General features: G+C 67.3%; 24 protein-coding genes. 10 read left to right on the top strand and 14 right to left on the bottom strand.

The features are described 5' to 3' along the window. Positions 1-100: 100 nt before the first annotated feature. The 6 genes from BKA16_RS02895 (at position 101) to pknB (ending at position 8,161) form a co-directional block, all read left to right on the top strand. Complete coding sequence (locus tag BKA16_RS02895; protein WP_183369264.1) at positions 101-565, top strand: FHA domain-containing protein FhaB/FipA; 465 nt, start codon at positions 101-103, stop codon at positions 563-565. Continuing rightward, positions 562-1,980 (top strand): protein phosphatase 2C domain-containing protein, encoded by a 1,419-nt coding sequence (locus tag BKA16_RS02900; protein ID WP_183369266.1) that lies wholly within the window; start codon positions 562-564, stop codon positions 1,978-1,980. The genes BKA16_RS02895 and BKA16_RS02900 overlap by 4 nt, the downstream gene beginning before the upstream one ends. After that, positions 1,977-3,404 carry an FtsW/RodA/SpoVE family cell cycle protein gene (locus BKA16_RS02905; RefSeq protein ID WP_183369268.1) on the top strand — a complete coding sequence of 476 codons (1,428 nt, stop codon included), beginning with the start codon at positions 1,977-1,979 and terminating at the stop codon, positions 3,402-3,404. Before BKA16_RS02900 ends, BKA16_RS02905 begins: the two co-directional genes overlap by 4 nt. Further along, positions 3,401-4,903, top strand: coding sequence for a penicillin-binding transpeptidase domain-containing protein (locus BKA16_RS02910; RefSeq protein ID WP_183369270.1), 1,503 nt, complete (start codon positions 3,401-3,403; stop codon positions 4,901-4,903). Before BKA16_RS02905 ends, BKA16_RS02910 begins: the two co-directional genes overlap by 4 nt. After that, positions 4,900-6,228 (top strand): serine/threonine-protein kinase, encoded by a 1,329-nt coding sequence (locus tag BKA16_RS02915; protein ID WP_183369271.1) that lies wholly within the window; start codon positions 4,900-4,902, stop codon positions 6,226-6,228. Before BKA16_RS02910 ends, BKA16_RS02915 begins: the two co-directional genes overlap by 4 nt. A 79-nt stretch (positions 6,229-6,307) precedes the next feature. Then, on the top strand, positions 6,308-8,161 hold the full coding sequence (pknB, locus tag BKA16_RS02920) for a Stk1 family PASTA domain-containing Ser/Thr kinase (RefSeq protein WP_246371946.1): 1,854 nt from the start codon (positions 6,308-6,310) through the stop codon (positions 8,159-8,161). Between the two features lie 42 nt (positions 8,162-8,203). Here pknB and BKA16_RS02925 read toward each other — a convergent pair whose 3' ends face one another. Continuing rightward, on the bottom strand, positions 8,204-8,848 hold the full coding sequence (locus BKA16_RS02925) for an aminodeoxychorismate/anthranilate synthase component II (RefSeq protein ID WP_183369273.1): 645 nt from the start codon (positions 8,846-8,848) through the stop codon (positions 8,204-8,206). Between the two features lie 55 nt (positions 8,849-8,903). Here BKA16_RS02925 and crgA point away from each other — a divergent pair, with 55 nt between their 5' ends. Beyond that, complete coding sequence (gene crgA / locus BKA16_RS02930) at positions 8,904-9,194, top strand: cell division protein CrgA (protein WP_183369274.1); 291 nt, start codon at positions 8,904-8,906, stop codon at positions 9,192-9,194. Positions 9,195-9,261: 67 nt separating this feature from the next. Continuing rightward, positions 9,262-9,702, top strand: a complete 441-nt coding sequence (locus BKA16_RS02935) for a PH domain-containing protein (RefSeq protein ID WP_343067254.1) — start codon at positions 9,262-9,264, stop codon at positions 9,700-9,702. 91 nt (positions 9,703-9,793) lie between these two features. On the opposite strand, the gene BKA16_RS02940 is transcribed toward BKA16_RS02935, so the two are convergent. Together BKA16_RS02940 and BKA16_RS02945 are read right to left on the bottom strand one after the other, a co-directional pair. Next, a complete protein-coding gene (locus BKA16_RS02940; RefSeq protein WP_382427797.1) occupies positions 9,794-10,657 on the bottom strand; it encodes a rhomboid family intramembrane serine protease in 864 nt (287 codons plus the stop codon). A 16-nt stretch (positions 10,658-10,673) separates the two neighbouring features. Next, on the bottom strand, positions 10,674-11,204 hold the full coding sequence (locus BKA16_RS02945) for a peptidylprolyl isomerase (RefSeq protein WP_183369276.1): 531 nt from the start codon (positions 11,202-11,204) through the stop codon (positions 10,674-10,676). Positions 11,205-11,314: 110 nt separating this feature from the next. Between BKA16_RS02945 and BKA16_RS02950 the strand changes: the two genes are divergently transcribed. Both BKA16_RS02950 and BKA16_RS02955 read left to right on the top strand, forming a co-directional pair. Next, positions 11,315-11,485, top strand: a complete 171-nt coding sequence (locus BKA16_RS02950) for a hypothetical protein (protein WP_183369277.1) — start codon at positions 11,315-11,317, stop codon at positions 11,483-11,485. 2 nt (positions 11,486-11,487) lie between these two features. Then, positions 11,488-12,171 (top strand): DUF4190 domain-containing protein, encoded by a 684-nt coding sequence (locus BKA16_RS02955; protein ID WP_183369278.1) that lies wholly within the window; start codon positions 11,488-11,490, stop codon positions 12,169-12,171. Positions 12,172-12,181: 10 nt separating this feature from the next. Here BKA16_RS02955 and BKA16_RS02960 read toward each other — a convergent pair whose 3' ends face one another. The 11 genes from BKA16_RS02960 to BKA16_RS03010 all read right to left on the bottom strand — a co-directional run bounded on the left by BKA16_RS02960 (position 12,182) and on the right by BKA16_RS03010 (position 25,289). Further along, positions 12,182-13,309: an alpha/beta hydrolase family protein gene (locus BKA16_RS02960; RefSeq protein ID WP_343067256.1), complete on the bottom strand. Its 1,128-nt coding sequence runs from the start codon at positions 13,307-13,309 to the stop codon at positions 12,182-12,184. A gap of 68 nt (positions 13,310-13,377) precedes the next feature. Then, positions 13,378-15,432 (bottom strand): PhoX family protein, encoded by a 2,055-nt coding sequence (locus BKA16_RS02965; RefSeq protein WP_183369279.1) that lies wholly within the window; start codon positions 15,430-15,432, stop codon positions 13,378-13,380. Between the two features lie 357 nt (positions 15,433-15,789). Beyond that, the gene (locus BKA16_RS02970; RefSeq protein ID WP_246371624.1) at positions 15,790-16,815 is read right to left on the bottom strand and encodes an ABC transporter substrate-binding protein; all 1,026 of its coding nucleotides are present in this window, start codon (positions 16,813-16,815) and stop codon (positions 15,790-15,792) included. Positions 16,816-16,930: 115 nt separating this feature from the next. Next, positions 16,931-18,484 carry an AMP-binding protein gene (locus tag BKA16_RS02975; RefSeq protein ID WP_183369280.1) on the bottom strand — a complete coding sequence of 518 codons (1,554 nt, stop codon included), beginning with the start codon at positions 18,482-18,484 and terminating at the stop codon, positions 16,931-16,933. Further along, on the bottom strand, positions 18,471-19,592 hold the full coding sequence (locus tag BKA16_RS02980; RefSeq protein WP_343067257.1) for an iron-containing alcohol dehydrogenase: 1,122 nt from the start codon (positions 19,590-19,592) through the stop codon (positions 18,471-18,473). The genes BKA16_RS02975 and BKA16_RS02980 overlap by 14 nt, the downstream gene beginning before the upstream one ends. Beyond that, a complete protein-coding gene (locus BKA16_RS02985) occupies positions 19,589-20,578 on the bottom strand; it encodes a transketolase C-terminal domain-containing protein (protein WP_183369282.1) in 990 nt (329 codons plus the stop codon). Before BKA16_RS02985 ends, BKA16_RS02980 begins: the two co-directional genes overlap by 4 nt. Continuing rightward, positions 20,571-21,407, bottom strand: coding sequence for a transketolase (locus tag BKA16_RS02990; protein WP_183369283.1), 837 nt, complete (start codon positions 21,405-21,407; stop codon positions 20,571-20,573). The genes BKA16_RS02985 and BKA16_RS02990 overlap by 8 nt, the downstream gene beginning before the upstream one ends. A 31-nt stretch (positions 21,408-21,438) precedes the next feature. Continuing rightward, positions 21,439-22,194, bottom strand: a complete 756-nt coding sequence (locus tag BKA16_RS02995) for an SDR family NAD(P)-dependent oxidoreductase (protein WP_183369284.1) — start codon at positions 22,192-22,194, stop codon at positions 21,439-21,441. Further along, positions 22,191-23,615, bottom strand: coding sequence for an MFS transporter (locus tag BKA16_RS03000; RefSeq protein ID WP_183369285.1), 1,425 nt, complete (start codon positions 23,613-23,615; stop codon positions 22,191-22,193). Before BKA16_RS03000 ends, BKA16_RS02995 begins: the two co-directional genes overlap by 4 nt. Before the next feature lie 103 nt (positions 23,616-23,718). Further along, complete coding sequence (locus BKA16_RS03005; RefSeq protein WP_183369286.1) at positions 23,719-24,369, bottom strand: HAD family hydrolase; 651 nt, start codon at positions 24,367-24,369, stop codon at positions 23,719-23,721. Then, on the bottom strand, positions 24,369-25,289 hold the full coding sequence (locus BKA16_RS03010) for a phosphotriesterase family protein (RefSeq protein WP_183369287.1): 921 nt from the start codon (positions 25,287-25,289) through the stop codon (positions 24,369-24,371). The genes BKA16_RS03005 and BKA16_RS03010 overlap by 1 nt, the downstream gene beginning before the upstream one ends. Between the last annotated feature and the right edge of the window lie 43 nt (positions 25,290-25,332).

The raw sequence follows: 25,332 nt of genomic DNA on the forward strand, positions 1-25,332 counted from the left end.
TAAGATGCTGTCGGGGGATCACCGAGTCCCCCGACAGCTGATGGCATTCCGGCGCACGGCCGGGATGCGGAACGTTCATCGTGAGGGAGGTGACGCGCAGGTGCAGGGCATCCTGTTGCAGGTGACCCGGTTCGGGTTCCTGATACTTCTGTGGCTGTTCGTCTGGGCGATCATCCGCACCATGCGGAGCGACCTCTCCGCGGCCACCAGCGGCCGCATCCCCATCGGCGCATCCCGATCGGGTCGTCGCGCGCGGAGCACCCGCTCGCGCGGCTCGGCGAAGTATCTCGTCGTGACCGCGGGGGCGCTCGCGAACACCCGCATCACCCTCGGCACGCAGCCGGTCCTCATCGGCCGCGCCGACGACTCCACCCTCGTCCTCACCGACGACTACGCTTCCGAACGTCACGCTCGGCTCTCCCCGCGCGGCGACGACTGGTATGTCGAAGACCTCGGGTCGACGAACGGGACCTACCTCGACCGCTCCAAAGTGACGACCGCCGTGAAAGCCCCGATCAACACCCCGATCCGGGTCGGCAAGACCGTGATTGAGCTACGCCCGTGACACTCGTCCTGCGCTACATAGCGCGAAGCGACCGCGGACTCGTGCGGTCGAACAATGAAGACTCCGTGTACGCGGGAGCCCGCCTGTTGGCACTCGCCGACGGCATGGGCGGACACGCGGCCGGCGAGGTCGCCAGCCAGCTCGTGATCCAAGCGCTCCGGACCCTCGACGACGACGAACCCGGTGGAGACCTCCTCGCCGCCCTCGAACAGGCCACCCGCAACGGCAACGAGGCCATCGAGCATCAAGTGGAGCAGACGCCCGAACTCGAAGGCATGGGCACCACGCTCACCGCCATCCTGTTCGCGGGCAGCCGCATCGGCCTGTGCCACGTCGGCGACTCCCGCGGCTACCTGTTCCGCGACGGGGCACTCACCCAGATCACCCGCGACGACACCTTCGTGCAGTCACTGGTCGACGAGGGACGCATCACGCCCGAACAGGCCCACTCGCATCCGCAGCGCTCGCTCATCATGCGGGCCCTGACCGGCCAACCCGTCGAGCCGACCCTGATCATGCGCGAGGCGCGGGCGGGCGACCGCTACCTGCTGTGCAGCGACGGACTCTCCGACGTCGTCAGCGAGGAGACCCTGGCCGACACGCTCGGCGGCATCGAGGACCACAAGGCGTGCGCCGACCGGCTCATCGAGCTCGCCCTGCGCTCGGGCGGTCCGGACAACGTGACCGTCGTGGTGGCCGACGTCGTCGACGATCAGTACGGCGAATCGCGCCCCATCGTCGGCGGAGCCGCGGGCGACGACGACCAGGACGGCTACGTTCCCGACCCGAGGACGGCCGCCGGCCGCGCCGCCGCGCTGCGTCCGCCCGCCCCGGCGACCGCCCGACCCACCATCACCATGGCCCCGCCGCCGGAGAAGCGCCGGTGGGGACTCCCCTTGGCGATCATCGGCGTCCTGCTGGTGATAGCCGCCCTGGTGACCGCGTTCTTCGTGATCCGGGCCCAGGCCATGAACAGCAACTTCGTCACCGTCGACGACGACGGCAACGTCGAGATCCATCACGGGACTCCCGACAAACTGCTGTTCTTCACCGTCGAGTCGCCGAACAAACAAGCCTGCGTAGACGATCGCCACGCCGAACACCCGACCGTCGCATTCGTCGACGCGGGCGCTTCGTGCACCCCGATGGCCGTCGCGGATCTGACCGAGGTGAGCCGCAACGCCGTCACCTCCCAGAGCATCAAGAACCTGTCGCTGGCGGCCGCGGAGGAGCGAGTCCGCAACGAGCTCGAGTTCCTGCCGTTGTGCACTCCGCCCGCACCGGAGCCGCCCAAGACCACGCCGCGCGGTCCCGGCGAGCGTCCGTCGACCCCGACCTCGACCTCGCAGGTACCGGAGCCGACCACCACGACCACCGACGACGAGGGCGTACGCCACTGCCGGGAGGCCGGATGACGGCCGCTCCCGCCGGGCACGCACCCCCTACGACACCGCCGACCAGCACGGGCCGCACCACCGAGCTGGTGCTGCTCGTATTCGCCGTGGTTCTCGTGGCCGCCGCCCTCATGATCGTCGAACTCGCCCAAGGTGAGCCGCTGACCTGGGAGGTCGCCAAGTTCGTGGCCGCCTTCGCCGCGCTCTGCGCGGCGGCCCATCTCGTCGTACGACGGTTCGCACCGTACGCCGATCCGCTGCTGCTGCCCGCGGTCGCCGTGCTCAACGGTCTCGGTCTGGTGATGATCCACCGGCTCGATCTGGGCTCGTCTCGGTCGGACGAACTGCTGAAGGCCACCGAGCGCACCCACAACGCCGACCAGCAGTTGGTCTGGGCGTTCATCGGCATCGGTCTGTTCGCGCTGACCCTGATCCTGCTGCGCGATCATCGAGCCCTGTCCCGGTACGCGTACACCCTGGGCCTGGGTGGATTGATCTTCCTCGCGATCCCGGCGATCCTTCCGTCGTCGATGTCGGAGATCAACGGCTCCAAGATCTGGATCCGCGCCGGCTTCTTCAACATCCAGCCCGGCGAATTCTCCAAGATCCTCATCATCATCTTCACCGCGTCGTTCCTGGTGTCTCGCCGCGACCTGTTCACGACGGCGGGCAAGCAGTTCGCGGGCATCGACTTCCCGCGCGCCCGCGACCTCGGTCCGCTGATCGCCGCATGGGCCATCGCCGTCGGGGTGTTGGCGTTCGAGTCGGACCTGGGCACGTCGCTGCTGATCTTCGTGACCGTGTTGGTGATGCTCTACATCGCCTCCGGCAGAGTCAGCTGGCTGATGCTCGGATTGACCCTGTTCGCACTCGCCGCGGTCATCGCCTACCAGCTGTTCTTCCACCTCCAGGTGCGCGTGGCCGTGTGGCGGGACCCGTTCGAGCAGTACGACACGTACGGATACCAGGTGGCGCAGAGCCTGTTCGGGTTCGCGACCGGAGGGTTGTTCGGCACCGGACTGGGATCGGGTCGACCCAACATCGTGCCGTTCGCCAACACCGACTTCATCCTGACCAGCTTCGGTGAGGAGATCGGCCTCGTGGGGCTGACCGCCATCACCCTGATCTACCTGATCCTGGTGGTGCGCGGACTGCGCACGGCGATCACCGTGCGCGACAGCTTCGGCAAGCTGCTCGCCGCGGGCCTCTCGTTCACGATCGTCTTCCAGCTGTTCGTCGTCTTCGGCGGCGTGTCCAAGCTGATCCCGCTGACCGGTCTGACGACGCCGTTCCTCGCGTACGGCGGATCGTCGCTGCTGGCCAACTACCTGCTGCTCGCGCTGCTGATCCGCATCTCGAACGCCGCGCGAGAACCCGACTCCCCCAAACCCAAGCCGAAGCGCAGCGTCGACTCGATGGCGACCCGGGCGGTGCAGCGGCCGTGAACAAACCCATCCAACGCGTCGCGGTCGCGGCCATGGTCCTGGTCCTGGCGCTGCTGGCCAACGCCACGTACATCCAGGTCTTCAAGGCCGACGAACTGCGCGACGACTCTCGCAACGCCCGCGTCCTCCTCGACGAGTACTCACGCCAGCGCGGAGTGATCGTCGCCTCCGACGGCACGGTCATCGCGCAGTCGGTCCCGACCGACAGCAAGTTCAAGTACCTGCGGCAGTATCCGGCCGATCCTCGGGCCTTCGCCCCGGTCACCGGGTACTTCTCGTTCGTGTACCGCGCCGACCGCGGGATCGAGGCCGCGCAGGACTCCGTGCTCAACGGCAACGACGACCGGCTGTTCACCCAACGCTTCATGGACATGTTCTCCGGCCGGGACCCGCGAGGCGGAAACGTCGTCACGACTGTCGACCCGAGCCTGCAGCGCACCGCCTACCACGAACTGGCGAACGCCGACTGCGCCGGACCGTGTCGCGGCGCCGTCGTCGCGATCGAGCCGGGCACCGGCAAGATCCTGGCCATGGCGTCGACGCCGAGCTACGACCCCAACAAGATCGCCACCCAGGACTTCACCGAGGCCGAGAAGGCGTGGACCGCGCTGACCGGCGACGACGCCGACTCGCCGCTGGTGAACCGCGCGATCTCGTCGCTGTACCCGCCCGGGTCGACGTTCAAGGTGGTCTCGACCGCCACGGCACTGCACGCAGGCCTCGGTGCGAGCACCCGACTCACCGCGGACGCACGGTGGCGTCTCCCGGACAGCGACACCTACCTGTCGAACGACTCGGGATCCACGTGCCCCGACGCGTCGGGTGGCACGGTGACGTTGACACAGGCCTTCGAGCACTCGTGCAACACCGCGTTCGCGCAGCTCCTCACCGAGAAGGTTCCCGGTAAGAAGGTCGACGAGTTCACCTCGACCGCCAAGTCGTTCGGCGTCGGCGAGGATCCGGCCGGCATTCCGATGCCGGTCGCCAAGAGCTCGGTGGGCGACATCGGCAACGACCTGGCCGCGCTCGGACAGAGTGCGATCGGTCAGCGCGACGTCCGGCTGACCGTCCTGGAGAACGCGGTGATCGCCGCGACCGTCGCCAACGGCGGCACCCGCATGCGCCCCTACCTGGTGGACAAGCTGCAGACCGCGGACCTGCGGACCATCTCGACGACGTCGCCGACCACGGTGAACAGCCCGCTGACGACCGATCAGGCGAACACGATCACCGACATGATGCTCAAGTCCGAGCAGAGCACGGCGGGGTCGCAGTCGGGTATCGCGTCGAAGACCGGCACGGCCGAGCACTCGGACTCGTCGGACGGCGGCGAGACGCCCTATGCGTGGTACATCGCTTTCTCGCCGAACACGAACCGAAGGATCGCCGTGGCTGTGATCCTGGAGAACGGCGCGCAGGGACAGAACTCATACGGCGGCGTCGTTGCCGCCCCGATTGGACGTGCAGTGATCAACACTTATACGGGAGGTGGCCGATGAGCCTGCAGAACGGGACCATCATCGCCGACCGGTACCGCCTGGTCCGGCTGATCGCGACCGGTGGCATGGGGCAGGTCTGGGAGGCGCTCGACACCCGCCTGGGCCGACGCGTCGCCGTCAAGGTGCTCAAGGCCGAGTACTCGAACGACTCCGAGTTCCTCGGTCGGTTCCGCACCGAGGCGCAGACGACGGCCCGCCTCAACGACCCCGGCATCGCGAACGTCTTCGACTACGGCGAGACACCCGACCGCAACGGCGGCGATCCCCTCGCCTATCTGGTGATGGAGCTCGTCGACGGCGAACCCCTCAACTCGGTGATCAGCCGCATGGGCCAGCTCGCCCTGACGCACACCCTCGACATGCTCGAGCAGACCGGCCGCGCCCTGCAGGCCGCGCACACCGCGGGTCTGGTGCATCGGGACGTGAAGCCGGGCAACATCCTGATCACCCCGACCGGCCAGGTCAAGATCACCGACTTCGGCATCGCCAAGGCCGTCGACGCGGCTCCGGTCACCCAGACCGGCATGGTGATGGGCACCGCGCAGTACATCTCACCCGAGCAGGCGATGGGCGGCGAAGCCACCGCGGCGTCGGACGTCTACGCGCTCGGTGTGGTCGGCTACGAGGCGCTGACCGGACGCCGCCCGTTCCTGGGCGACGGTGCGATCACCGTCGCGATGAAGCACATCCAGGACACGCCGCCACCGCTGCCGTCGTCGATCCCGGCGCCCGTCCGCGAGCTCATCGACATCACGCTGTCGAAGGATCCGGCACAGCGCTACGCCACCGGCGGTGAGTTCGCCGACGCCGTCGCCGCGGTCCGCGCCGGTCACCGACCCCCTCGTCCGCGCAGCGCGGGCGGCGTGGCTCCGGTCCCGGCACCCGTGCCCGGCGGGACCCGCGCGATGACCTCGCCGACCCCGGCGCCGATCACTCCGCGGCCGATGTCCGCTCCGTCGACGGCGGCCACCCCCGTCGAAGAGGGCGGCTGGAGCACCACGCACAAGGTGCTGACCGCCGTCGCCGTTCTGCTGTTGCTGGCCGCCGTGATACTCGTCGCGTTCTGGGTGGTCAACAGTCCGAAGGACTCTCCGGCACCGACCGAGAGCACCCCGCCGGTGACCGTCACCCAGACCCAGACGCCGGAGGAGACGACCACCACCGACGAGACGACCACCCCGAGCACACCCGACGAGACGACGACCACCGACGAGGAGACCACCACCACGACCGACGAGACGACGACCGACGAGGAGTCGCCGACGACGTCCCAATCGGGCGGCGGGATCGAGATCCTCCCCGGTGTGACGATTCCGGGACGATGAGGCGAGCGATGTGAGCGACTTCGATCCGCATTACCTCTCCGAGCGCTACGAGCTCGGCGAGACCCTCGGCTTCGGCGGCATGTCCGAAGTCCAGTACGCACGCGACCTCCTGCTGCACCGCGACGTCGCGATCAAGGTGCTGCGCGCCGACCTGGCCCGAGACCCGTCGTTCTATCTGCGTTTCCGCCGGGAGGCCCAGAACGCCGCGAAACTGACGCACCCGTCGATCGTCCAGGTCTTCGACACCGGTGAGGCCGACACTCCCGAGGGACCGCTGCCGTTCATCGTCATGGAGTACGTCGACGGCGACACCCTGCGCGACATCCTGCGCGCCAGCGAGTCCGGCGTCATCGCGCCCAAGCAGGCGATGACCTGGATGGCCGACGTCGCTGCGGCCATGGACTTCTCGCACCGCGCGAACATCGTGCACCGCGACATGAAACCCGCCAATGTGATGATCGACCGGACCGGCGCGGTGAAGGTGATGGACTTCGGCATCGCCCGCGCCATGGACGACACGTCGGCCACCATGACGCAGACGTCCGCCGTGATGGGCACCGCCCAGTACCTGTCGCCGGAGCAGGCGCGAGGCATCAAGGTCGATCCGCGCAGCGACATCTACTCGATGGGCTGCGTACTGTTCGAGCTCGTCACCGGCGAGCCGCCGTTCACCGGCGACTCGCCCATCGCCGTGGCCCACCAGCACGTCCACGAGGACCCGCGGCGTCCGTCGTCGATCCGCTCGGAGCTCACACCCGAACTCGACTCCATCGTCATGCAGGCGATGAGCAAGAACCCGGCCAACCGGTACCAGACGGCGGCCGACTTCCGGTCCGACCTCATCAAGGTGCTCGCCGGCGGCAAGCCGTCCGCACCGATGCTCCTGACCGATCAGGAGCAGACCGATCTGATCGAGTCGACTCGGATGCCGGTGCGCAACGAGACGCTGCCGTCGCGCCGCAACAGCCATCGCCTCGCCGAGGTGATCGAGGACGACGGGCCGACCCCGATCCACCGACGCAAGGGCGTGCTCGTCGCCGTCGCACTGCTGCTGATCGCCGTGCTCGTCGGAGGGCTGTTCGCCTGGGCGCCGTGGTCCGGTGAGAAGACCCAGATCGCCGTGCCCAAGGTGGCGGGCCTGACCGCCGACGCCGCCAAGGCCAATCTCCAGCAGGCCGGTTTCAGCGTCGAGGAGCGGCGCGAGGCCAGCGCGGACATCACCGAAGGACTCGCCACCCGGACCGTCCCCGGGGACGACGTGCCGACGCCGGAGGGCTCCGAGGTGACGCTGTACATCTCGTCCGGACCGCAGCGCGTCGCGATCCCCGACCTCCGGGGGAAGTCCGAATCCGATGCCCGGTCGCTGTTGGCGACGCGCGGCTTCAAGACCGTCAAGACCGAGAAGATCGAATCGACGACGGCCCTCAAGGACAAGGTGGTCCGATCCACCCCGCAGACCAATGCGAACGTCGCCGTGACCAGCACCGTCGTCCTGTACATCGGTACCGGTCCCAGCGAGGTGACCCTGCCCGACCTCACAGGTCAGACCGAGGACGAGGCCACCACCGCGCTGCGCCAGCTCGGACTCGAGGTCGTCACCGTGCGCGCCGACTCCGACCTTCCCGAAGGCCAGGTGGTCAACTCCTCCCCCGACGGCGGCACATCGGTCCGCGTGGGCAGCACGGTTCAGGTGATGATCTCGCGCGGCAACCAGTTCACCGTGCCCGATCTGAAGGGCAAGTCCACACGCCAGGCGCAGGACGCACTGGTGGAGGCCGGTTGGGATCCGAACACGCTCACCATTCGCGAACGCAAGGTCCCGCTCGGCAGCCGGGACGACGCCCGCGTCATATCGCAGACACCGCCCCCCGGAAGCAAGCTCCGCAAGAACGAATCGGTGACCGTCGTGGTCGGCAAGGCCTCACTGTTCTGACCGCCCTTCGCCGGTCGAGCGGAGCCTTCCCGCCGACCGGTGTCAGGCGCCGAGCGCCCGAGCCATCTCGTTCTCGAGCCGCGACACCAGTGCTTCGGGTACCTCGAAGCCGCAGACTCGCAGCCAATTGGCGAGCATGCGGTGTCCGCCTTGGGTCAGGACGCTCTCCGGGTGGAACTGGACACCGTGGATCGGCTCGTCCCGGTGCCGGAACGCCATCACGATGCCGGTGTCGGTGGTTCCGGTGACGACGAGTTCGTCGGGAATGGTCTCGGGCGACACCGTCAGCGAGTGGTATCGGGTCGCGACGAACGGGTCGGGCAGCCCCGCCAGGACACCGGTGCCGTCGTGGGTCACCATCGACGTCTTCCCGTGCAACAGTTCGGGCGCGCGGGTGACCGTCGCACCGAACACCTCGCCGATCGCCTGATGGCCGAGGCACACGCCGAGCAGCGGGGTCCCCGCGGTCGCCGCGATCGGAATGATCGCCTCGGTGGCTCCCGCACGGTCCGGTGTGCCCGGCCCCGGGCTCAGCAGAACGCCGTCGAAATCGGCGACGACCGCGTCGAGGTCGGCGAGCTGATCGTCGTCGTTCCGCCAGACGACGGCCTCGACTCCCAACTGTCCGAGATACTGGACCAGGTTGTAGACGAAGCTGTCGTAGTTGTCGATGACCAGGATGCGCACTCGTAAAGGTTATCGTTTTGGCTGCTGACCGTGCAGCTGGGATACCGTAGAGGGCATGCCTAAGTCAAAAGTCCGGAAGAAGACCGACTACACGGTCAACAGTGCGAGCCGCACCCCGGTGAAGGTCAAAGCGGGACCGTCGGGCGTCCTCTATCAGTCCGTCATGTTCGGTCTCATGCTGATCGGTCTGCTGTGGCTGCTCGTCTACTATCTGGGCGCCACCCAGGACACTTTCGGTGCCGAGGGCAAGTTCCTGCACTGGATGTCCGAGTTGGGCCCGTGGAACATGCTGATCGGTTTCGGGATCATGGTGGTCGGTCTGCTCATGACGATGGGCTGGCGCTGACCGCCGGGGCTGTGCACACACCCGTGAACTACATGTGTGTAATTCATCCCCAGTGTGGATAACTCCTGTGGACAACCCTGTTAACCCTGTGCACAAGACGTGGACGACCCCCGTCGCCGCGGGCGTGGTGCTGGTCGTCGGCGGCGTCGCTCTGATCGCCGCGGCCGCCGCCTCTTATGCCGATCCACCTGCGATGACGTTCATCGGCATCGCAGCTCTGATCGTTCTGGCGGTGGGTGCCGTGACACTGATCCGGCGTCCGCGCCTGGTGTTGACAACGGGTCCGACACTGATTGTGAAGACTCTCCGCGGTCCCATGGAGTTGACGCCGGACGACATCGAGCGCGTCTCGATCTTGAAGACTCGCCGTCTGGCGGCACGTGGTCGTCAGCTGGTGATCGATCTTCCCGACGACAGGTTGCTGATCTTCGGCCGATGGGACCTCGGCGTCGACCCGACCGTCGTCGCCGGGGAACTGCGTACGGCCGGCTTTCGAGTCGACGACTGACCGCTTCTTCTCGCGGACGATATGTCTGCGCGGTTCCGACCCGAGACAGCGGTGGGTCCGGTCCGGACGTGCCGTACGCGATCCTCTTCTCTCACACGCTCACGCCGAGGCCGATGCCGGCACCGATCGCCAGGGCCACGACGGCGAGTGCGATCAGCCCGTACCAGCCGATCCGGTCGACGGCGGCCTGGGTCCGCTTGTCCGGGGCCAGCACGACCGTCGGCAGCCAGATCACGGCGCCCGCGGACGCGGCACCGAAGACGAGGCCGCCGAGGTGCGCGAAGATCGAGATGTTCGGAACGGTGAACGAGAACACCAGGTTGATCACGATGACGACGACCACCGTGGTGACCGGCGCCTTCATCTTCAGCAGGATCACCAGCAGGGCGCCCATCAGCCCGTAGATGGCTCCGGAGGCGCCCGCGGTCAGTGAGACCCCGGATTGGAGCGCCATCACGGCCGCGCTGCCGCCGAGTAGCCCGACGAGGTAGATCGCCAGATAGCGGGCTCGGCCGAGGGCCCGCTCCAGGTCGGCGCCGATGATGTACAGCGAGAACATGTTGATCGCCAGGTGCGGCAGGCTCTGGTGCAGGAAGCCGGACGTGAGCAGTCGCCAGTACTGGTTCTCGAAGCCCGCGCCGTTGACGAGCACCGTGTGCTGGTAGATCGAGGAGTAGCGCAGGTCGCTGCCGCCTGCCTGCAGCATGACACTCGCGAACACGACGACGTTGATCGCGATCAGCGTGTAGGTGACGACCGGCTGCATCGCCCGCCGCGCGACGGTCGGCGCGGGCGTCGTCGCACGCTGCGCCGCCTGTGCCTGCGCTACGCAGTCGACACAGTGCTGACCCACCGATGCGGGCCGTAGACACTCCGGACACGCCGACCGCCCGCACCGCGTGCAAGACAACGCGGTGGGGCGGTCGGGATGCCGGTAGCAGACCTGACTCAACAGGTGCTCCCGAGTTGTTTCAGGAGAGCTCGATGCTCTCGATGACGACGTCCTCCACCGGGCGGTCGCCCGGTGCGGTCTTGGTGTTGCCGATGGCGTCGACGACGGCCTGCGACGCTGCATCCTTGACCTCGCCGAAGATGGTGTGGCGACGGTTCAGGTGCGGGGTCGGCGCGACGGTGATGAAGAACTGCGAGCCGTTGGTGCCCGGTCCGGCGTTGGCCATCGCGAGCAGGTACGGGCGGTCGAACTGCAGCTCGGGGTGGAACTCGTCCTCGAACTGGTAGCCGGGGCCGCCGCGGCCGGTGCCGGTCGGGTCGCCGCCCTGCAGCATGAAGCCCGCGATGACCCGGTGGAAGACCGCGCCGTCGTAGAACGGGCCGCTGGCCTCGCCCTTCGCGTTCTTGGTGGAGTAGTCCTTCGAGCCGTCGGCCAGACCGACGAAGTTCGCCACGGTCTTGGGCGCGTGGTTCGGGAAGAGTTCGATGACGATGTCGCCGCGATTGGTGTGCAGGGTCGCGGTCTTGTTCTGCTCACTCACGATGTCCATACAACCACGTTCCACCGACACCGCGCCCGGACTGTTCGCGACGAGCGGACGTGCCGGGCGCCACGCGGCATCTGCTGGCGTCGGCCGGAATCACCTGGCAACCTGGAAGGATGCCCAATAAACTTCTCGTGGCCGCCACCTCGGCGCTGCTGCTGGTGCTCGCGGCGATCGTCGTCGTGCTGCGTCGTGCACGCACCGAGCATCCGCCGGTCTCCCCCGTCGTTCCGCGTGTCGACACGCTCACGGTAGAGGCTGACTCCTCCTCGGCAGGTAGTTTGTAGGAGTGACCACCGACGATCCGCAGGGCGGCCTGCCCCGACCGCAGGGAGCGCCGCCGCAGCACGGCCCGCGCCCGACGGCGCCCGCACCCGGCGATTCCGGTTCGATGCCTCGGCACGGTGGACCGACGCCGACGCCGCGTTCTGGAGGTCCGGCACCGTCGCCGCAGCCCGGACGTCCCACCCGACCGCAGGCCCCCGGCGGCACTCCGCCGCCGCGGCCGGCGCCTGCTCCCGGACAGGGCACCACACCGCGGCCTTCGACACCGCGGGTTTCGACACCGCCGCAGTCGTCCGGTGCGCCGTCGCCGTCGCTCGCCTACTCCGCGGTTCCCGAACCGGGCCCGCTGGCGGGCGCCCGCACTCCGCCGACCACGGCTTCCCCGACTCCTGCTCCCGCGGCGGCAGCCGCCCCCGATCCCTCTCCGAAGGAGCCGACTGTGGCCACGTCGACGCGCGGAGCCGCTTCGTCCGACACGGTGAACGTCCTCGCGATCGTGGCGCTCATCCTGTCCGCCGTCGGCATCCTGTCGCCGTTCGGCATCTGGCTGGGCTACCTCTCCCGCGGGCAGATCGACCGCGAGGGCGGCCTCGGGCGCGAGTTCGCGACCGCCGCGATCATCATCGGCTGGCTCTGGATCGCGTTCCTCGTCCTCGGCCTGATCGCCTTCCTCTGGATCCTCACCTGAGAACCGGGCGTCAGCGCCCCACCTCCCGCGCGAAGAAGCGGTCGAACGCCGCCCACTGCGCCGCGTTCATATCGGTGTGTCCGCCGTTGCCGACCACCGTGGTGAACGGCACGCGGTTCACCGCGAAGTCGGCGACGAGCTTGGCGTGCAGCGGAGACGGGACCGTCGTGTCGAGCGTGTTGAGCAGCAGGAGGATCGGCGCGTCGTAGCCGTTGACCGGCACCGCCATGTAGCGATTCAGCGCCGCGGACATCCGCGGAGTGTTCAACGGCCGGGACAGCAGCGATCCGAAGGCCAGATTCTTCGGCAGGGTCGGTCCGTCGCAGGTCTTCCCGACCCGGTCGACGAGCGAGCGTCCGTACGGCGTCAGATACGAGTTCACGTTCGCACCCGGATCGGCCACGCGGAGTCCGGCGAGGGTCGCCAGCAGGAATCCGTAGGAGTGGTCGATCGGGGCGGGCATCGCGGGAACGTACGGGCCGAGCAGCGGCATGATCTTCTCGACGTCCGACTCGGGATCGATCGCGACCGCGCCCCGGAAGTCGGTGCGCGGGCCGTAGGTCTGCTGGCGGTGGGCGGTCGCGAGGGCGGCCTGCCCGCCCTGCGAGTCGCCGGTCACCGCCCACCGGTCCGACAACGTCGGCTCCACGGTGTGAGCCGCGGTCAGGAGATCGATCGTCGCCGCGGATTCGCTGCGTTTGTCGAGGTACGGATGCACACCCACGTCGTCATGGCCGAGTCCGACGTAGTCGGGCGCGACCACCGCGTAGCCGTGCTCCACCAGTCGAGTGATGTAGACGTTGGGCTCGGCATCGATGAAACTCTGCCCGCCGCAACCAGTTCCGTATCCCGATGTGCCGTGCGTGTAGGCGACGACGGGCCAGCCGCCCTTCGGTGCCGTACCGGACGGAACGATCAGGGCTCCGCTCGCCCGCACCGGCCTCCCGCGCGCGTCCTGCGTCCAATAGTCGACGGCACGCCCGTTCGACAGACCACGCCAGCCGTCGGGGCGGGCGGTCACCGAGATCGCGGTGCCGTGGTCGTCGCCGACCGCCGACGCGACCGGCGCCGACACCACGGGAGCCGCCAGCGCGATCGCGACAGCCGACCCGACGAGACTTCGACGAATAGTGAACACTGATCGACCTCCTGGTGAACCGTACGGATGACAGTACGCCGTCGCCCGCACGGTTCACCGGAAGACGATCAGACGCCGATCTGCCCGCCGCCGGAGCGCCACACCGCGACGACCGCCGGGCGCGGCTGCGAGTCGCCGCCGTCCGGCCAGTGCGAGGCGGGCTTGTCGGGGGTGGCGTCGTCGTCCTCTCCCGGATGCTGGACGCAGACGATCACACGCTTGTCCTGAATGATCGGACCGCAGGTCTCGGCCTTGGCCGGAACGGTCAGGAACTGCTTGGTCTCACCGCGGCGGTCGCCCTCGAGGGCGACGGCGAACAGTCCGTCGTTGCTCTCGAGTGCGTTGCCGTCGGTGGAGATCCACAGGTTGCCGTGCGGGTCGAACGCGACGTTGTCCGGGCACGAGATCGGGCTGACCTGGCTCTTGTCGAAGCCGCCGAAGTAGGTGTCGGCCGCTTTCGGATCGCCGCAGACCAGGAGCAGATCCCAGGTGAACGACTCGCCCGCGTGGTCGTCGGTCATCTCGAGGATCTGACCGTTCTTGTTCTCCTTACGCGGGTTGGCCGCGGTCGGGCCCTCCTCGCCGTCGACACCGCGGTCGTCGTTGTTGGTCAGTGCGCAGTACACCTTGCCGGTCACGGGGTGCGGCTCGATGTCCTCGGGGCGGTCCATCTTGGTGGCGCCCGCCTTGTCCGCGGCCTCCCGGGTGAAGACGGCGACCTCGGCCGCGGTCATGCCCTTGATATGGGAGACGGCCGAACCGTCGGCGTTCGTGGTGAGCAGTTTGTGCCAGGTACCGCTGCCCGCCGCGTCGTCGGTGGTGACCGGCTTGTCACTGGAGAACGACGCGACATACAGGGTTCCCTCGGTGAGGATTCCCATGTTGGCGCGCTTGTCGCCCTCTTTGATCTTACGGCTGGAGACGAACTTGTAGATGTACTCGAACTTCTCGTCGTCGCCGGTGTACGCGACGACGGTCCCCGCCTGCGGACCTTCCTTCACGACGTGGATGGTCGCCGACTCGTGTTTGAGACGACCGAGAGCCGAGTGCTTGAGCGGCGTCGACTGCGGGTCGGTCGGGTCCACCTCGACGACGTAGCCGAAGCGGTTGGCCTCGTTGGGCTCCTGTGCGAGGTCGAAGCGGGTCTCGTACTGGCCCCACTGGTGATAGTCGGCGTCGTCGTCGAAACCGTAGCGTTCGAGGTGGCCCGCGGCCGCCTTGTCGGTCACCTTGCTCGCGTTGGAGAAGTAGTTGTTGTAGTTCTCCTCGCCCGAGAGCATGGTGCCCCACGGGGTGAGACCGCCCGAGCAGTTCGCGATGGTGCCCGCGATCGTGTTGCCCGACCGATCGGCGGACGTCTTGACCAGATCAGTCCCCGCGGCCGGACCGGTCAGCCGGAACGGGGTGCTCGCGGTGATGCGACGGTTGCGGGATCCGACGACCGGTGTCAGCGATCCGTCTTTGTCCGATTCGGTGACCTCGAGGACGGTGATGCCGTGCGCGGCCATCGATGTCCGCGCCTGCTCCTCGGTGGGCTTCTTCTCGACGAAGCCCCGGAACATGTGTGCTTCGGTGGTGTACTCCTGGTTCACCACCAGGTAGTAGTGCCCGGGCTGTCCGTCGATCGGGATGAGGCCGGCGAAATCGTTGTTGAAGCCGAACTGCTTCGACTGCGCGTCGGCGGTCTGGTTCTCGAAGTCGAACTCGGGTGCGCCGGGCAGAACCGGATCGCCCCACGCGATGACGACCTTCTGCTCGTAGCCGTCGGGGATCACGACGGCGTCCTCGGTGTTCGGCTTCACGATGTCGAACTTCATGCCGTCCACGGGTCCGCCGCTCGCCGCACCGGACGACGGCGCCCCGCTCGACGACGCTCCGTCGTCACCGCAGGCGGCCAGCAGCGACGTGGCGCCGACGGCCAGGACGGCGCCCGCACCGCCCCGCAGAATCGTCCGTCGCGACAGCGCTGCGCGCGCCACGTCCCGGAAGTAGGCGTTGTCGCTCTTGTTGCCCGGCTCATGCCAGCAGGCCTCACCGCACTTGTACTTGCACGTGATGCGAGCGCGGGCGGAACGACCGACGTCGTCGCCGCCGGTTGTGAACAACTGCAGAGGGATTCGCATGAGATCGCCTTCGATGTAGGTGTCTTCTCCGCATTGGGCAGTACGCGGATTCCCGAGTGACCCTATGGAGGTCGATACACGGTTTGTCGTCCATCGAATGAATGACAGACGAACAGGTCTCTACTCGGAGGAGGACACCACCGCGTGTCGACGACGACGCGCCGCAGCGGCGTCCCGCGCCAACGACAGAATCCCTCTCCCACGACGCGGTGAGTACGTCGTGGAAGAGGGATTTCGCGGGAGGGCACCGTACCGCAGGCCATGTGGATCACGGATGCAGCGAGCAGTCGCCGGACGCATCCATGCCGTAGAAGGCCGAGGGCGTGATCGTCGGCGCCCGTCAGACGCGTGCGCGCACTACTTGCCCAAGAACTCGCCGAGTTGCTGGACCATGAGGTTGGCGCCGATCGGGCCGAGGCCGAGGAACCAGACACCGTCGTCGACGCGGAACGCCTTGCCGTTCTGCACGCCGGACAGCTGCTTCCAGCCGGGGCCGTTGATGACTGCCGACTCGCCGGTCACCGCGGGCTGGCCGTAACTGGAGTAGAAGATGTAGTCGCCATTGGCCTCGGCGATGTTCTCCGGCGAGATCTCGACGGCGAGCTCGTCGACGTCCTGGATCTCGGGGCGGGCCAGACCGGCGTCCTTGAGGACGACGCCGGCGAACGACTTGTTCGCGTACAGCCGCAGCTTGTTCGGCATGAAGCGGACCAGCGAGATCGTAGTGGCCGGGTCGACCTTCTCCTTGAGCGCCTTGGCGTTGTCGGAGTATTCGTTGAGGATCTTCACCGCTTCGTTCTCCTTGCCGAGCGCGTCGGCGGCGAGCAGGAAGTTCTCCTTCCACGGGAAGCCCGGGCGGATCGACAGCACGGTCGGCGCAACGGTGCTGAGCTGGTCGTACAGCTTGTCCACCCGCAGCTGGCTGCCGAGGATCAGATCCGGCTTGAGAGTCGCGATCTTCTCGATGTTGAGGTCGTTGATCGTGCCGACCACCTCGACGCCCTTCACCTTGTCGGCAAGATACGCGGGGACCGGGTCGGCGCCTTCGGTCTCGACCATGCCGACCGGGGTGATGCCGAGGGCGAGGACGTCGTCGAGTTCTCCGGTGTCGAGGACGACGACGCGCTCGGGCGCTTCCTTCAGCTCCGTGGTGCCCGCGGCGTGCTTGATCGTGCGGGGGAACACACCCGGCTCCGCATCGCTGCCGAGTTTCGCGGTCTCCGCGTCGGCCGTGCCGAATCGCTCGCCGTGCAGATCGACGTCGGTGTTACCGGTGCCGGTGTCGGCGCTGCTGTCGTCAGACGAGCAGGCGGGGACGGCGACCGCCAGCCCCGCAATCATCAAGATCGCCGCCATACGGCGGAAACGTCCAGGCCTGGCCATGCCCACTTCTTTCTCGGGAGGGAATCACTTTGGAAAGCCTCACATTAGCAAGGGCAGGACAGCCTATATAACTGTCCCGCCGTCGCCTACGACACGCACTCCGGTCGATCGACCGTCAGCCGCCGTCCGATGACGCTCGAAGTCGGTCCTTGCGGATCTTTCCGGTCGCGGTCTTCGGGAGATCGGTGAAGACCACTTCCCGCGGAACCTTGTACCCGGCGAGAACTTTGCGCACATGCGCTCGAAGTCCGTCGACATCCGGCTGAGCATCGGCCCGCAACTCGACGTAGGCCACCGGAACCTCACCCCATTTCTCGTCGGGCCGTCCGATCAATGCCGACTGGACGACGTCCGGGTGCGAGTCGAGGACTCTCTCCACCTCGACCGATGCGATGTTCTCCCCACCCGAGATGATGACGTCCTTTGCTCGGTCGGCGATCTCGACGTACCCGTCGGGGTGCATCACCGCCAGATCCCCGGTGCGCAGCCACCCGTCGACCGTCGTCGACGCCACTGTCGCCGCACGATCCCGGTAGTAGCCGAGCATCACGTTGTTTCCTCGGACCACGAGTTCCCCGATCGTGCTCGCATCGCCCGGGATGTCGTTGCCCGACGCGTCGACGACACGCGCGGCCGTGGCCGAGATGTTGCCGATCCCTTGGCGCGCCTTGAGCTTTGCGATCTCGACGGGATCTAGCGCATTCCAGTCCGGTTGCCACTGGTTGACGATGACGGGTCCGAAGGTCTCGGTCATGCCGTAGAGGTGCTCGACGTCGAATCCGAGTCCGGCCATGCGCTCGAGCAGTGTCGGAGACGGAGGCGCCCCGCCGGTCTGCACCGACACCCGCTTCGACAGCCCGGTCGCGGCACTGCTCTCCGCGAGCATGGTGAGGACCGTCGGTGCAGCACTGAAGTGCGTGATCCCCTCGGTGTGAAGTAGGTGCCAGATCTCGAGGGGGTCGATGGCACGCAGACAGACATTGGTTCCTCCCGCCGCGGCGACCGCCCAGGTGAACGACCACCCGCAGCAGTGGAACATCGGCAGAGTCCACAGATATCTCGATCCGGGTTCCAGACGCGCGTGGTAGGCCATCGCCAGCGCTTGAAGGTACGCGCCGCGGTGGTGGTACATCACGCCTTTCGGACGCCCCGTGGTGCCCGATGTGTAGTTGATCGCCAACAGTCCGCGCTCATCGATGGACGGTGCCACCGGAACGTCCTCCCCGATCAAGTTCTCATACGCCGGGCCTTCGACGATGGATTCGATGCCGACGTCAGCCGCGACCTCCCCCGCCGTGACCGCGAGTTCGGCGGTCGCGATCATCAGAGTCGCCCCGGAATGCTCGACGATGTAGGCCAGCTCCGCGACGGACTGCCTCGTGTTCAGCGGAACGAGAACGGCCCCGGCGGCCGGGACCGCGGTGTGCAGCTCCAGCATGAGGTGACTGTTGGAGCACAGCACGGCGACCCGGTCGCCCGGTCGCACCCCCGACCTCGCGAGGCCGCCGCGGAGTCGCTCCACGCGGTCGGCGAACTCGGCATAGGTGAACTGCCGGTCACCGTCGACGACCGCGATCCGCCCGGCGAAGACCCGCGCCGCACGGGACAGGAACGCCGTCGGCGTGAGCTCGGCGAATGCGAACTCCCCGGCGAGTTCAGACGTCGGCATGTGCACCCTCGCGCTCGACGACGGCGATCGCCGCACGGATGCTGTCGGTGTCCGCGACCACCCAGGTGTTGGCGGTATGCGGCGCGGCCGCGGCCGCGGCCGCCAGGCCGGTGAGTTCGGCATCGGTCGGATCGGCCATGCCCAGGTCACCCAGTCGGACGGGTAGGCCCACGGCGACCAGGAACGAACGGATCCGCGCGCGAAGATCGTCGTCGTAACCCTCCAAGGCGAGCTGAACCAGAAGCCCGTACGCGACGTGGAATCCGTGTAGATACGACGAGGATCCGCGACCGGTCTGCAGACCGCGGGTCATGCAGTGGGCGATCGAGAGCCCACCGTTCTCATAACCGATCCCCGACTGCAGCACCACGGCTTCGATCACCGCTTCGAACGCCTGTCCGGGAATGCCCCGGGCCGCCTGGCTGACCGCGTCCTCGCCGTACCGCAGGATCGTGTCGGCACAGCCGCTCGCCACGATCTCGCCGATCGCCAGCGGGCGCGTGCCCTGAGTGGTCAGCCCGGTCCCGCGGCCGCAGGCGTGCGCTTCGAACCGTTTCGACAGTGCATCGCCGATCCCGGCGATCAGGAACTTCGTAGGCGCGGACGCGATCAGCGCGGTGTCGACGACGACCGACGCCGGATTGTCGGCCATCCGTCCGAGTTCACTGAGGGTTCCGGTCTCGTCGTACATCGCATAGATCGCGGCGGTCGGGCCGTCGTTCGACGCGATGGTGGGAACCGAGACGAACGGCGCACCGACCAAGTCGGCGACTCCCTTCGCCACATCGATCGTCGCACCTCCTCCGACGCCGACCACGACATCGGTGTCCGCGGGCGCCCGCCGATAAGCCCCGACGATACGGTCGCGTGTCACCGTGCTCGCGGCGAGATCGATCAGTGTCGGCCGGACGTCCGCCGAAATCAGGCTGTCGTGCAGGCGCGGCGAGATCAGGTCGGACACTCCGGCGTCGACGTATACGGTCGGCGTCCGGCCGTGCCGGGCCGTCTCGGCGCCGACCGTGTCGAGCGCGCCCGCGCCCTGCAGATACCGTCGGGGCGCGGCGAACGTCCGGATCGCCGCGGTCGCCGGAGCCTGCGCGGTACTCACGCGAACTCCCATCGGTTGCTGATCACTGCTTCGGTGATGGCCGCATCGTCGAGCCCGAACCGCGCTTCGTTGTACGCCTGCGAACCGCACGGGTGGAATCGGTCGCCGAGGCCGATCCGCAGTACCGGCACGTGGATCCCCGCATCGTGGAGTGTCTCGACGACCGCCGACCCGAGTCCGCCGACGCGCAGACCGTTCTCCACCACGACGACGCGTCCCACCGCGGACGCCGTCTCGCAGATTGCCTCCGTGTCGAGCGGCTTGATCGTCGGAACGTGCAGCACCGCAGCGGAGACACCCTGTGCGGCCGCCGCATCGGCGGCCGTGAGCGCCCGCTCGGTCATGAATCCGGTGCCGATAACGGCGACGTCGTGGCCAGGTCGAAGCAGCCGCGCCTTACCGATCTCGAACTGGAAGCCGTCCTCATCGAAGACCACCGGAACCTTGCCTCGCAGATTTCGGATGTAGAAGGTCCCGTCGGTCTCCGCAGCGGTCCGCACCACGTGACGCAACTCCACCGCGTCACAGGGATCGATCACCGTGATGTCCGGGATCGATCGAAGGACGACGAGATCTTCGAGCGACTGGTGGGTGGCACCGTACGGGTTCACCAGACCGGGTGAGCCGGCCAGAATCTTCACATTCGCCTTGCTGTGCGCGCACGAGACGGCGATGAAGTCGAGGGCGCGCCGAGTCAGGAACGCGGCGTACGTCGCACAAAACGCGACCTTGCCGACCTTCGCCAAACCCGCCGCCATCGTGACCGCGTCCTGTTCGGCCATGCCCGCGTTGAAGTAGCGATGCGGGAAGCGGTCGCGGAACGGAATGATGTCGGAGAACTTCGACATGTCGGCGCTGAGTCCGACGATGCGTTCGTCGATCTCGCCGAGACGAGCGAGCTCCGTGCCGAACGGTGCCACCTCGTACGGTCCGTCGATGTCGGCGATCTCTCCCATGCCGCCTGCGCGGTCGTCGAGCTTAGCCACGGTTCTCCTCCAGCTCCGCGATGAGGTTCTGCCATTCGGCGTCCCCGATACGTACGAAATGCGCCCGGTCGCGTGCGACGATGGTCGGCACACCGGTGCCGGGCGTGGTGCGCGCGATGAGCACCCGTGGCGTGTCGTCCGGCCGCACCGCGAGGCGGTCGAACGCCTCCACGATCTGCTCGATCGAGTTGCCGTCCACTTCTTCGACCGCCCAGCCGAATGCGCGCCACTTGGCGGCGATCGGCTCCATGTCGAGGACCATCGGACCGTCGGCCTGAATGCCGTTGGCGTCGACGACGGCGGTCAGGTTGCCGACGCCGAAGCTGGCGGCCGCCATGGCGGCCTCCCAGGTGGAGCCCTCCTGCAGCTCGCCGTCCGACAGTTCGCAGATGATCCGCTGGTCGCCGCCGTCCAGGCGCAGACCGAGCGCCATGCCGACCGCCTGGCCGAGGCCGTGGCCGAGCGAGCCGCCGGTGATCTCGACGCCTGGCGTCTCGTCGAACGTGCTCATCGGAAGCTCGCTGCCGTTGAGTCCGTATGTCGCGAGAAGCTCGTCGTCGAGTATCCCGAGTTCGCCGAGGACCGCGTAGAGCGCGATCGAGTAGTGGCCGGTGGACATCAGGAAACGGTCGCGGCCGATCCATTCGGGGTTCGCCGGATCGAAACGCAGCTGACGGAAGTAGATCACTGCGAGGACGTCCGCTATGCCCAGGCCCTGTGCGATGTATCCCTCCCCCTTGTCCGCGGCCATCGTCATCATGCGTTCACGCAGGCGGTAGGCCGTATCGGCCAGCTTCTGGACCGTCGGCGCCACGTGGGTGGTCGTCATTTCGAAACTGCTCTCATTCGTCGAGTAGGTCTTACTGTTCATTGTGGAAAGTGCCGTCGACGGTGATTCCTCCGTCGACGCACAAGACGGTGCCGGTGACGAACGACGCGTCACTCGACGCCAGGAACGACGCCGACGATGCGATCTCGTCGGGTCGCCCGAGTCGCCGCAGCGGGGTCCGCTGTAGGAGACGGTCGCCGTCGAGCACGCCGGTCTCGATGCCCGAACGTGTCATGGCGGTGTCCATGTATCCGGGAGCGATCGCGTTGACCCGGATGCCGTCGGGTCCCCACTCGGCAGCCAATGTCCTGGTCATACCCGTGATCCCCGACTTCGCGGCGGTGTACGCCAGGCGCATCGGAAGGCCGAGCGTCGAGCCCACCGATGCGAGGTTGATCACCGACGCCGAGTCGGATGAGGAGAGCAGTCGGTGCGCCTGACGCGAACAACGCATGGTTCCGCCGAGGTGCACGTCGATCTCTCGGGTCCACACCGCCGAGTCCACGTCGTGGGACGCGGTTCGCGAGATGATGCCCGCATTGTTGACCAGGACGTCGAGCCTGCCCAGCTCGTCCTCGATCCAGGTGATCGTCTTCTCGACCGACGCGTCGTCGGTGACGTCCAGCACGTGTGCGCGGCCGTCGATCTCCTGTGCTGACTCGGTGACGGACGACACCGCGAGGTCGGCCAAGACGACAGTGAGACCGTCCTCGGCGAGCCGCCGCCCGATCGCGAAGCCCAGACCTCGCGCTCCGCCCGTGACGAGTGCGACCCGGCCGTCTCTCATCGGGTCGCCCTCTCGGCCGGGTCGGTGACGCCCTCGGCTTCAGCGTCGGCGTCAGTGTTCATCGGCTCCCACCGGATCACGGTGCTGACCAGGGCGCCGAGGAGCGGGACGACGACGAAGATCGTGATGGTGGTGCCGAGACCGATCGCGTCCATCAGGCGCGGGAACAGGTACAGACCGACGATTCCGCCGATCGACTGCGAGATCGACGCCAACTGCGATCCGCGGCCGCGAAGATCACTCGGATACGCCATGGCGGCCATCGTGAGTTCGGAGGCGCCCGGGCCACCCGAGTGGAAGAAGATGAACGCCGCCGGAACGATGAAGGCGAGGACGGTCGGCAGGGAGTCGACGCCGACGCCGAGGATGAAGATCATCACCGCGACGGCGAGGAAGCCGTAGCGAGCGGCACCGGTCACGCCGAGCTTGGCTGCGAACCATATCGAGGCGAGACCGCCGACGATGCCGAACAGGTTGAAGACGATCGATCCGAACGTCGCTTCTCCGAAATCGTCACCGAACAGGGACAGCGCGATGACCGGCAGATAGTAGGCCACCGCGTAGTACTGCAGGCCCTGCAGCATCGTGACCAGGTTCGCGAGGATCGTACGCGGCAGGTAGCGGCCTTCGAAGAGCGCGGACCACTTGGGCGTGTCGGTGGGAGACTCGACCACCGATCGGATCTCACCCGTCGGGAAGACCGCATCGATTCGATACATCGCCGACAGTGCGTCCTCGACTCCGTCGACGTCACCGCGGCGGGCGAGCCAGCGCGGGCTGTCCGGCATCAGGGTCCACTGAGCGACGGCCACACCGAACGCCAGAATCGCCGCCGTGACCAGACCCCAGCGCCAGATGTTCAGACCGACGTCGAACTGGTAGAGGACGAGCATGATGACCAGGGCGAACACGGTCGAGATGTACCACTGCGCCTGCCAGAAATTGAGGAGCGTGCGCCGCTTCTTGGGGAGGTTCTCCGACAAGTACGCCATCGCGACACCGAGGTCCACGCCGTATGCCGCACCGGCGATGCACCGGGCGATAACGAGGACGGCGAACGACGGAGCGGCGGCCATGAGAAGGGCGGCGACCACGGCGATCAGTTTGGCGATGACCATGAGCCGCACCCGGCCGAAGCGGTCGGCGAGAAGACCGCAGGTGGCAGCCGTGACCAGTGTCGCGATGTAGCCGAACGCACTGACCAGACCGACGCCGTTTCCGTCCAGGTGGAGCTGTTCCTGCATCGGAGCGGTGCCGCCGCTGAGGACGGCGAGGAAGTAGGCCTCGAAGGCGATGCCCGCAAGGCCCAGCACGAGCATCGTCTTGTGGCGCCGAGTCCTGATGTCCTCGGTGTCGACGACGTTGTCGACATCGGTGACCGTCCGGAGTTCGACGCTCCGAGTGGTGATGGATTTCGTCATGGGAGTTCCGTTTCAGACGGGCTCTCGTCGGGTGACGGGAGCATGACGGGATGAGGCGACGGGCTCCGAGCCCGCCACCGATGGGAGGTTTCTGCGAAGGTCGCTACACGGCCGTGACGATGTCCGCGAGCGACCGCGCGATCGTCGTCGGCGAGGCCGCGCTCAAACGCTCGGCACCGTAGTAGCCGTAGCCCGCGCCGATGGTTCGGGTTCCGGCCGCGGAGCCGGCTTCGACGTCGTGCGGGCCGTCGCCGACGTACCACGAGCTCACCGGATCGAGACCCGCACGTTCGAGTCCGATCTCGATGGGACGCGGATGCGGTTTACGTTCGACGCTGTCGTCAGCGGTCACCACTGTCGCGAAGTCCGATTCGGCCAGTCCGAGGAAGTCGAAGTCGGCTTCGACGCGGCTTCGACGCTTGTTCGTGACGATGCCGACGACGATGCCGCGGTCGTTCAGCGCCGCCAACATCTGGTGAAGTCCCGGATAGACGACGCAGAACCGGTACGCGCCGGACTCGTAGTGGGCGCCGTAGGCCCGCTCGAGTTCGAGCGGATCTCCGTCGCCGGGCGCCCACTCGGCGAACAGCTCCGGAGGTCTGGGCGCCATGAGGTTGCTCGCATCCTCCAGCGGTGCGGGCAATGGCCGACCGATGTCCTGCTCGAACGTCTGCCGGTATGCCTCGATGATCGCCTGTCGTGAATCGATGAGTGTCCCATCGAGGTCGAACAGAACGCCTTCGGTCTCGACCATCAGACGGCCTCCTTCGGTTCGAAGGCGAAGAATTCGCGCGGATTCGTGATCGTCGCCTGCTCGATGATCGAGGCCGGGAGGCGGTCACGGACCTGAGTGAGGAGTCCGGCGAATCCCGGAGATCCACCGTGGTGCGGCTGATACGACGGTCGTCCGAGGTCTCCGGAGATCATGATCCGGGTGAATCCCTCCTCGAACAGACGGCGAACGAAGTCGACGCGGATCTCGTCCGACGGATACTTCGGCTTGGTCCAGTGGTCGAATCCGAGCCATGCACCGGTGACGGCGATCGACCGGATGTAGTCGTAGTCGAGATTCCGATCGAGATGCCCGATCAGAATCCGGTCCGGTGCCACTCCGAGGTCTCGGAAGCGCTCGACCTGGGCGTCACCCAGGGTTCCCGCTTGGCAGTGCGTCGCGATCGGGGCGCCGGTCTGCAGGTGCGCGGACGCGACCGCCTCTTGAACCTTCCGCTCGTCACCGCGGATCTCGTCGGTCCGGCAGGTGCCGAACTTGATCACGCCGGAGCGAGCGTCCGTATCGTCAACGCCCTCGACGATGTCGGAGACGAACCGAGCCGCGATGTCGTCGACGCTCTCGGTCTCGGCCGATTCCGGGTAGTAGATTCCCTTCTGGTAGCCGGTCGCGGAGATCAGATGTGGTGACGCTGCCCGTGCCACGGCGAGGAGTCCTTCGATGTCACGGCCGTAGTCCTCGGTCGTCATCTCGATCAGTGCACCGCCGTCGACGGCAGCGAAGTCCCTGCTCTCGCCGATCGCGGCATCGACATCGGCAAGGACCATGTCGGAGTCCTTCGATCGCGCCCACAGCGGCGGACCGGTGAAGAGATGTTCGTGACAGAGCGTGACACCGAGTTCCTCGGGTTCGATGTCGCGCAGAACGGTGCGGATGATCGCCATACGAGTGTTCGTCCTTAATCGTGGTTCAGTGATCGGAATGCGC

It is taken from the genome of Gordonia humi, from assembly GCF_014197435.1.
In the GTDB taxonomy this organism is placed as follows: Bacteria; Actinomycetota; Actinomycetes; order Mycobacteriales; family Mycobacteriaceae; genus Gordonia; species Gordonia humi.

Bases quoted from the DNA above. Each gene is read 5' to 3' on its own strand.
- BKA16_RS02965 (WP_183369279.1), bottom strand. From the start codon at position 15,432: ATGCGAATCCCTCTGCAGTTGTTCACAACCGGCGGCGACGACGTCGGT.
- BKA16_RS02915 (WP_183369271.1), top strand. From the start codon at position 4,900: ATGAGCCTGCAGAACGGGACCATCATCGCCGACCGGTACCGCCTGGTC.
- BKA16_RS02945 (WP_183369276.1), bottom strand. From the start codon at position 11,204: ATGGACATCGTGAGTGAGCAGAACAAGACCGCGACCCTGCACACCAAT.
- BKA16_RS03005 (WP_183369286.1), bottom strand. From the start codon at position 24,369: ATGGTCGAGACCGAAGGCGTTCTGTTCGACCTCGATGGGACACTCATC.
- BKA16_RS03010 (WP_183369287.1), bottom strand. From the start codon at position 25,289: ATGGCGATCATCCGCACCGTTCTGCGCGACATCGAACCCGAGGAACTC.
- BKA16_RS02995 (WP_183369284.1), bottom strand. From the start codon at position 22,194: ATGAGAGACGGCCGGGTCGCACTCGTCACGGGCGGAGCGCGAGGTCTG.
- BKA16_RS02970 (WP_246371624.1), bottom strand. From the start codon at position 16,815: ATGGCCAGGCCTGGACGTTTCCGCCGTATGGCGGCGATCTTGATGATT.
- BKA16_RS02975 (WP_183369280.1), bottom strand. From the start codon at position 18,484: ATGCCGACGTCTGAACTCGCCGGGGAGTTCGCATTCGCCGAGCTCACG.
- crgA (WP_183369274.1), top strand. From the start codon at position 8,904: ATGCCTAAGTCAAAAGTCCGGAAGAAGACCGACTACACGGTCAACAGT.
- BKA16_RS02950 (WP_183369277.1), top strand. From the start codon at position 11,315: ATGCCCAATAAACTTCTCGTGGCCGCCACCTCGGCGCTGCTGCTGGTG.
- BKA16_RS03000 (WP_183369285.1), bottom strand. From the start codon at position 23,615: ATGACGAAATCCATCACCACTCGGAGCGTCGAACTCCGGACGGTCACC.
- pknB (WP_246371946.1), top strand. From the start codon at position 6,308: ATGTCCGAAGTCCAGTACGCACGCGACCTCCTGCTGCACCGCGACGTC.
- BKA16_RS02990 (WP_183369283.1), bottom strand. From the start codon at position 21,407: ATGACGACCACCCACGTGGCGCCGACGGTCCAGAAGCTGGCCGATACG.
- BKA16_RS02905 (WP_183369268.1), top strand. From the start codon at position 1,977: ATGACGGCCGCTCCCGCCGGGCACGCACCCCCTACGACACCGCCGACC.